Source organism: Thauera aminoaromatica S2, from assembly GCF_000310185.1.
Taxonomy (GTDB): domain Bacteria; phylum Pseudomonadota; class Gammaproteobacteria; order Burkholderiales; family Rhodocyclaceae; genus Thauera; species Thauera aminoaromatica.
Map to the genome: position 1 here is coordinate 1 of NZ_AMXD01000170.1, position 6,847 is coordinate 6,847.

9 protein-coding genes are annotated in these 6,847 nt (G+C 71.0%); 3 read left to right on the forward strand and 6 right to left on the reverse strand.

Annotated features, from left to right (window positions below):
- Positions 1–158 precede the first annotated feature (158 nt).
- Genes C665_RS17395 through C665_RS17405 form a run of 3 tightly spaced genes read left to right on the forward strand, consistent with a single transcriptional unit; the run spans position 159 to position 2,577 of the window.
- Positions 159–1,121, forward strand: a complete 963-nt coding sequence (locus tag C665_RS17395) for a branched-chain amino acid ABC transporter permease (RefSeq protein ID WP_004324514.1) — start codon at positions 159–161, stop codon at positions 1,119–1,121.
- Positions 1,118–1,867 (forward strand): ABC transporter ATP-binding protein, encoded by a 750-nt coding sequence (locus tag C665_RS17400; RefSeq protein ID WP_004324516.1) that lies wholly within the window; start codon positions 1,118–1,120, stop codon positions 1,865–1,867. The genes C665_RS17395 and C665_RS17400 overlap by 4 nt, the downstream gene beginning before the upstream one ends.
- On the forward strand, positions 1,864–2,577 hold the full coding sequence (locus tag C665_RS17405) for an ABC transporter ATP-binding protein (RefSeq protein ID WP_004324518.1): 714 nt from the start codon (positions 1,864–1,866) through the stop codon (positions 2,575–2,577). Before C665_RS17400 ends, C665_RS17405 begins: the two co-directional genes overlap by 4 nt.
- A gap of 56 nt (positions 2,578–2,633) precedes the next feature.
- Here C665_RS17405 and C665_RS17410 read toward each other — a convergent pair whose 3' ends face one another.
- The 6 genes from C665_RS17410 to C665_RS17435 all read right to left on the reverse strand — a co-directional run.
- The gene (locus C665_RS17410) at positions 2,634–3,197 is read right to left on the reverse strand and encodes a Uma2 family endonuclease (protein ID WP_004324519.1); all 564 of its coding nucleotides are present in this window, start codon (positions 3,195–3,197) and stop codon (positions 2,634–2,636) included.
- A gap of 157 nt (positions 3,198–3,354) precedes the next feature.
- Complete coding sequence (rng, locus tag C665_RS17415) at positions 3,355–4,809, reverse strand: ribonuclease G (protein ID WP_004324521.1); 1,455 nt, start codon at positions 4,807–4,809, stop codon at positions 3,355–3,357.
- 13 nt (positions 4,810–4,822) lie between these two features.
- On the reverse strand, positions 4,823–5,443 hold the full coding sequence (locus C665_RS17420; protein ID WP_004324523.1) for a Maf family protein: 621 nt from the start codon (positions 5,441–5,443) through the stop codon (positions 4,823–4,825).
- Between the two features lie 206 nt (positions 5,444–5,649).
- Positions 5,650–6,120 carry a 23S rRNA (pseudouridine(1915)-N(3))-methyltransferase RlmH gene (rlmH, locus tag C665_RS17425; RefSeq protein ID WP_004324525.1) on the reverse strand — a complete coding sequence of 157 codons (471 nt, stop codon included), beginning with the start codon at positions 6,118–6,120 and terminating at the stop codon, positions 5,650–5,652.
- A gap of 97 nt (positions 6,121–6,217) precedes the next feature.
- Positions 6,218–6,565: a ribosome silencing factor gene (gene rsfS, locus C665_RS17430; protein ID WP_004324527.1), complete on the reverse strand. Its 348-nt coding sequence runs from the start codon at positions 6,563–6,565 to the stop codon at positions 6,218–6,220.
- A gap of 30 nt (positions 6,566–6,595) precedes the next feature.
- Positions 6,596–6,847: nicotinate-nicotinamide nucleotide adenylyltransferase (locus C665_RS17435; protein ID WP_004324528.1), on the reverse strand; the 252-nt coding region annotated here is incomplete at its 5' end.

Consider the following 6,847-nt stretch of genomic DNA (forward strand, 5'->3'; position numbering starts at 1 on the left):
CGCGCCTTCCTGCCGCCGGCCCTGCGCGCGGTGCTGCCGCCCGCGGTGGCGGCCGACCTCGGCCCGGCGCTCGCCGGCATCGCCATGTACGTGCTGATGGCGGCGGTGCTGAGCTTGAAACCCGCGGGGCTGTTCCCCGCGCGCGGCTGAGGGACGCGATGCCCGAACGCTTCCCCGGCCTCGCGCGCCGCCTGCCCTGGCTGGTGCTGGCCCTGCTCGCGGCCTTCCCGCTGATCGCGCCGGCCTTCGGGCTGGAGTACTACGTCGGCTTCGTGCGCCGGGTGCTGATCGTGGCGATCGCGGCGGCCAGCCTCAACTTCATCCTCGGCTACGGCGGCATGGCGGCGCTCGGCCATGCGGGCTTCATCGGCGTGGGGGCCTACACCGTGGTGGCGCTGGTCGAGGCCGGGGTCTCGTCGGCCTGGCTGGCCTGGGGCAGCGCGGCGGTGCTTGCCGGGCTGTTCGCAGCGGCGATCGGCGCGGTGTCGCTGCGCACGCGCGGGGTGTACTTCATCATGATCACCCTCGCCTTCGCGCAGATGCTGCACTACCTCGCGGTGTCGCTGCGCACGTATGGCGGCGACGACGGCTACGGCCTGTACACCCCGCTGGCGCTGGGTGCCTGGCTGGACGGCGCGCATGCGCAGGTCTTCTACTGGGTGGTGCTGGCGATCGCCGCGGCGGTGTTCGCGCTCTTCAGCCGGGTCGCGCATTCGCGCTATGGCCATGCGCTGCGCGGCGTCCGCGACAACGAGACGCGCATGGTGGCGCTCGGCTACCCGGTCTATCGGCTCAAGCTCGCCGGCTTCGTCGCCGCCGGCGCGGTGGCGGGGTTGGCCGGTGGCCTGCTCGCCAGCCACAACGCCTTCGTCAGCCCGTCGATCATGCACTGGACGCAGTCCGCGCTGCTGCTGGTGATGGTGATGCTCGGCGGCGCCGGCCGGCGCTGGGGCGCGCCGCTCGGGGTGGCGCTGTGGCTGACGCTGGAGGAGGTGCTGAAGCTCTACACGGACTACTGGCACTGGCCGCTCGGGCTGTTGCTGCTGCTGGTGGTGTTCCACGCGCCGCAGGGCGTGGCGGCGCTGCTCGAGCGCCGCGCCGGCAAGGAGGGCGCGCGATGAGCCTGTTCAGGGCGGAGGGCCTGGTCAAGCGCTTCGGCGGCCTGCTCGCCACCGACCATGTCTCCCTCGCCGTCGAGGCGGGCGAGATCCATGCGCTGATCGGCCCCAACGGCGCGGGCAAGTCCACCCTGGTGAACCTGATCTCCGGACTGCTGCCGGCGGACGCCGGGCGCATCGTGCTCGACGGTGTCGAGCTGACCGCGCTGACGCCGCACGCGCGCACCCGTGCCGGCCTGGCGCGCTGCTTCCAGATCAGCAGCGTGTTCCGCAACGACAGCGTGCGCGACAACCTGCTGCTCGCGGTGCAGGCGCAGGCGGGGTCGAGCTTCCGCTGCCTGTCGCGGCGCGACGCCGAGCACGCGCTGCAGGAGCGCGCCGAGGCGCTGGCGCAGCGCACGGGCCTGGCCGAGGTTCTCGAGCGCAACGCCGGCACCTTGGCCCACGGCCTGCAGAAGCGGCTCGACCTCGCGCTCGCGCTCGCCGCGCGGCCCAGGCTGCTGCTGCTCGACGAGCCCATGGCCGGCATGGGACCGGAGGATTCGCAGCAGATGGTGGCGCTGATCCGCGGTCTCGCCGGCGAGACCGCGATCCTGCTCATCGAGCACGACATGGACGCGGTGTTCCAGCTCGCCGACCGCATCTCGGTGCTGGTGTACGGCAAGGTACTGACCTCGGGTGACGCCGCCCACATCAAGGGGCATGCCGAGGTGCAGGCGGTGTATCTGGGGACAGAGGTGGCGGGATGAACGCGCCGCTGTTGTGCTGCCGCGGCCTGGAGGCCGGCTATGGCACCAGCAGGGTGCTGTTCGGCCTCGACTTCGACATCCGCGCCGGCGAGGTGGTGGCGCTGCTCGGGCGCAACGGCATGGGCAAGAGCACCACGATCCGCACGATCGTCGGCGGCCTGCGCCCGCAGCGCGGCGAGATCGTCTTCGAAGGCCGTCCGATCCACGCCGAGCGCGCCGACGCCATCGCCCGCCTCGGCGTGGCGATCGTGCCCGAGGGCCGGCAGTGCTTCCCCAATCTCACGGTGCACGAACACCTCGTCGCCTTCGCCGCGCGCCGCAATGGCGTCGCCGAGCCATGGACGCCGGCGCGGCTCTACGCGCTCTTCCCGCGCCTGGCCGAGCGCGCCGACCACCTCGGCAACCAGCTCTCCGGCGGCGAGCAGCAGATGCTGGCGATCGCGCGTGCGCTGTCGACCAACCCGCGCCTGCTGATCCTCGACGAAGCCACCGAAGGCCTCGCCCCGGTGATCCGCGAGGAGATCTGGCGCTGCCTCGCGCTCCTCAAGGCGCAGGGGCAGACCACGCTGGTGGTGGATAAATACGTCGAGAGGCTGATGGCGCTCGCCGACCGCAACCTCATCCTGGAGCGCGGGCGCATTACCTGGCAGGGCAGCTCGGCCGAGCTGGACGCGCGGCGCGAGCTGTGGGGGCGCTACCTGGGGGTGTGAGCGGGGCGGACGCTCCCGCTTCGCGGCGCGACCGGGGGGGGCCGAGCCGGCGGGCTTCAGGGCGCTTCGGCGTCGGCGTACACCTCGTCCAGCGTGATCTCCGTATCCAGGCAGTCCAGCCGGAAGGCGCCCTCGGCGCAGGTCTCGTGGCGCACCGGGTCGCCGAAGCGGTAGATCTCCACGGAGCGCTTGTCCGGATCGACGAGCAGATATTCGCGCAGCGAGGGGATGGCCTGGTAGGCGAAGAGCTTCTCGCGGCGGTCGATGCGCTCGGTGCTCGGCGACAGCACCTCCACCAGCAGGCAGGGACTGCGGCGGTAATAGGTCTCGCGGTCGTCGGGCGCGCAGGCCAGCACGATGTCGGGGTAATAGAAGTAGGTCTGGCCGGTGTGCTCGACGCGGACCTTCATGTCGGCGATGAAGAGCTGGCAGCCCTTGCGGCGGGCGTGCGGTCCGATCGCGAGGCCGAGGCTGGTGACGACCAGGCCATGCCTCGCGCTGGCGCCGCCCATCGCCACCACCTCGCCGTCGAGGTATTCATGCTTGATTTCGCTCCGGGTCTCGCCTTCGAGGTAGTCCTCGACACTGATCGGGGCGGGGCGTGCCAGGGCGTTGCTCATGAGGGCCTCCGTTGCGGCAGGTGGGCGGCAGATCGACGACGAATGATACGGTGGCAGTCCTCGTGCCGGCCAGCACGCCCGCGGACCGCGCGGCAGCGCGCGGTGTCGGCCGGGTGTTCGCGCCAAGGGGCGCTGCGGGCGGGGAGCCCCGCCACGCTCACAGCAGCACGATGTCGTACTGCTCCTGGGTGTAGCTGCCCTCGGCGTGCAGCGAGACCTTCTTGCCGATGAAGTCCGACAGCATCGCCAGCGACTGGCTCTCCTCGTCGAGGAAGAGGTCGATCACGTTGGGCGCGGCGAGCACGCGGAACTCCCGGGCGTTGAACTGGCGTGCCTCGCGCAGCAGCTCGCGCAGGATCTCGTAGCACACCGTGCGCGCGGTCTTGACCTCGCCGCGGCCGCTGCAGGTGGGGCAGGGCTCGCACAGCAGGTGGGCGAGGGATTCGCGCGTGCGCTTCCTCGTCATCTCCACCAGGCCGAGCGCGGTGAAGCCGTTGATGCTCATCTTGGTGTGGTCGCGCGACAGCGCCTTGCGGAACTCCTCCAGCACCATCTCGCGATGCTCGACGTTCTCCATGTCGATGAAGTCGATGATGATGATGCCGCCGAGGTTGCGCAGGCGCAGCTGGCGGGCGATGGCCTGGCTGGCCTCGAGGTTGGTCTTGAAGATGGTGTCGTCGAAGTTGCGCGCGCCGACGAAGCCGCCGGTGTTGACGTCGACGGTGGTCATCGCCTCGGTCTGGTCGATGATCAGGTAGCCGCCGGATTTGAGATCGACGCGGCGGGCGAGCGCCTTCTGGATCTCCTCCTCCACGCTGTAGAGCTCGAAGAGCGGGCGATCGCCGCTGTAGTGCTCGAGCAGCGGCAGCACCTGCGGCGTGTACTCGGCGGCGAAGGCGGCGAGCTTCTGGAAGTTCTCCCGCGAGTCGACGCGGATGCGTGAGGTCTCGTCGGTGACGAGGTCGCGCAGCGTGCGCTGGCCCAGCCCGAGGTCCTCGTGCAGCAGCTTCGGCGGGAACAGGCCCACGGTCGAGCCGGAGATCTCGCGCCACAGCTTGCGCAGGTAGGCGATGTCGGCGGCGAGCTCGGCGTCGGTGGCGGATTCGGCCATGGTGCGCACGATGAAGCCGCCCGGCTCGTCTTCGGGCACCAGCGCGACCAGCCGGCTGCGCAGCGCCTCGCGCCCGGCCTCGTCCTCGATGCGCTGGGAGATGCCGATGTGCTTTTCCTGCGGCAGGTAGACGAGCAGGCGGCCGGCGAGGCTGACCTGGGTGGACAGGCGTGCGCCCTTGGTGCCGATCGGGTCCTTGAGCACCTGCACCATCAGGCTCTGGCCTTCGGTGAGGATCTTCTCGATCGGACGCGCACCCTCGCCGTTCTGGCGGTCGCTCCAGATGTCGGCCACGTGCAGGAAGGCGGTGCGCTCGAGGCCGATGTCGATGAAGGCCGACTGCATGCCGGGCAGCACCCGGACGACCTTGCCGAGGTAGAGGTTGCCGACGATGCCGCGGCTGGCGGTGCGCTCGACGTGCAGCTCCTGCACCACGCCCTGCTCGACGATCGCGACGCGGGTTTCCTGCGGGGTGAAGTTGATGAGGAATTCGATGCTCATGGACGGGGTGTGCTCACAGGACGGGGTGGCCGAAGATCTCGAGCAGGGCGGCGGTCTCGAACAGCGGCAGGCCCATGATCCCCGAGTAGCTGCCGCGGATCTCCTCGATGAAGATCGCGGCGTGACCCTGGATGCCGTAGGCGCCGGCCTTGTCGAAGGGTTCGCCGGTGGCGATGTAGCGGCGGATGTCGTGCTCGCTCAGCGTGCGGAAGGCGACCTCGCTGACCGACAGCCGGCTGCGCGTGCGCTCGCCGTCGCTCATCGCGACCGCGGTCAGCACGCGGTGGCGGCGGCCGGACAGGCGCTCCAGGATGGCGTGCGCCTCGGCGGCCTCGCGCGGCTTGCCGACGATCTCGCCGTCGACCTCCAGCGTGGTGTCGGCGGCGAGCACCGGATGCGGCAGCAGCTTGCGCCACAGCACCCGCCGCATCCCGGCCTGGGCCTTGGCGAGCGCGAGGCGCTCGACGTAGCGTTCGACCGCTTCGTCGGGCAGCGGGGTCTCGTCGACGTCGGCGTCCTCGCCGCGCTCGCCGGCGCGAAAGGTCAGCACGTCGAAATTGATCCCGATCTGGCGCAGCAGTTCGCGGCGGCGGGGGCTCGTGGAGGCAAGGTAGATGCGCGGGGTGAGGGTCATGGCATGGCGTTCCGCAGGATCCGCGACGCCGGTCGGCGCCGGTCGGGCTCGGGTGGCGCGATTCTAACGGGTTTCACCGCCCGCCCGCGCCGCCGTGCCGGCATCACCGCCGCAATCGCGACTCGCGTCGCTCCCACGGGCGCCTTCGGAGGCGCGGTGGTTCGTGTGGGAGCGACGCAAGTCGCGATCGGCCGATGCTGCAGGCGCTACTCGCGGTGGTAGGGGTGGTTCTTGAGTACCGTCCACGCGCGGTAGAGCGCCTCGGCCAGCAGGGGGCGCACCAAGGCGTGGGGGAGGGTGAGGCTGGAGAGGCGGATGGCCTCGTGGGCGCCCGCCTTGAACGCGGGGGCGAGGCCGTCGGGGCCGCCGACGATGAGCGCGACGTCGTCGCCTGCGCCCTGCCAGGACTCCAGCCGGCGCGCGAGCGCCAGCGTGCTCAGGTCGGCGCCGCGCTCGTCGAGGATCACGCGGCGGCAGCGCGGCGGCAGGGTGGCCTCGATGCGCGCGGCCTCGGCCGCCATCATCGCCTCCACCGTCTTGCCGCCGCTGCGCGGCTCGGCCTTGACCTCGACGAGCTGCAACTGCAGCTCGCGCGGCATGCGGCGGGCGAACTCGTCGAAGCCGGCCTGCACCCAGGCGGGCATGCGGTGGCCGACGGCGACGATGATCAGTTTCATGGTTGAACCTGCGCGCGTGCGTGGACGAGCATGCGTCGAAAAACGCGACCGCCACCCGCGCCGTACGCAGGCGGCCTCTCGCGCGGGGCGCTACTCGTCAGGCGGCGTTGCGCCGGCTGGACGGCGGGGTGTTCCAGAGTTCCTCGAGCTTGTAGTGCGCGCGCACCGCGGGCTGCATCACGTGCACCACGATGTTGCCGAGGTCGACCAGCACCCACTCGCCGGTCTCCTGGCCTTCGGTGCCGATGATCTCGCCGCCGGCTTCCTTGACCTTGTCGTGCACGTTCTGCGCGAGCGCCCGGGTCTGACGGCCGGATTCGGCGCTGGCGACGACGATGCGGTCGAAGAGGGGGGTGTGCTTCGAGGTGTCGATGACTTCGATGTCGCGTGCCTTGATGTCTTCGAGGGCGGCGACGACGATCTTTTCGAGGGTGGGGGTGTCCATTCGGATCCTGTGTGGGCCGGCGCGGGGCGCTCAGCGGTAGAGATGGTGCGCGGCAATATAGTCGAGAACCGATTCCGGCAGCAAATAGCGGGCACTGTGGCCGTCGCGCACCAGATCGCGGATCAGCGAGGCGGAGATCGCCAGCGGGGTCATGTCGAAGGGGACGACGCGGCCCGCCGGTGCGCGGCGCAGATCCGCGGGGTCGGCGGTGTGGCGGCCCGCGCAGGCGGCGTCGAGCGCGGGCGACAGGGTGGCGGGCCAGCGCCGGCCGTGGGGCGCGTA

Bases quoted from the DNA above. Each gene is read 5' to 3' on its own strand.
- C665_RS17395 (WP_004324514.1), top strand. From the start codon at position 159: ATGCCCGAACGCTTCCCCGGCCTCGCGCGCCGCCTGCCCTGGCTGGTG.
- C665_RS17400 (WP_004324516.1), top strand. From the start codon at position 1,118: ATGAGCCTGTTCAGGGCGGAGGGCCTGGTCAAGCGCTTCGGCGGCCTG.
- C665_RS17405 (WP_004324518.1), top strand. From the start codon at position 1,864: ATGAACGCGCCGCTGTTGTGCTGCCGCGGCCTGGAGGCCGGCTATGGC.
- C665_RS17410 (WP_004324519.1), bottom strand. From the start codon at position 3,197: ATGAGCAACGCCCTGGCACGCCCCGCCCCGATCAGTGTCGAGGACTAC.
- rng (WP_004324521.1), bottom strand. From the start codon at position 4,809: ATGAGCATCGAATTCCTCATCAACTTCACCCCGCAGGAAACCCGCGTC.
- C665_RS17420 (WP_004324523.1), bottom strand. From the start codon at position 5,443: ATGACCCTCACCCCGCGCATCTACCTTGCCTCCACGAGCCCCCGCCGC.
- rlmH (WP_004324525.1), bottom strand. From the start codon at position 6,120: ATGAAACTGATCATCGTCGCCGTCGGCCACCGCATGCCCGCCTGGGTG.
- rsfS (WP_004324527.1), bottom strand. From the start codon at position 6,565: ATGGACACCCCCACCCTCGAAAAGATCGTCGTCGCCGCCCTCGAAGAC.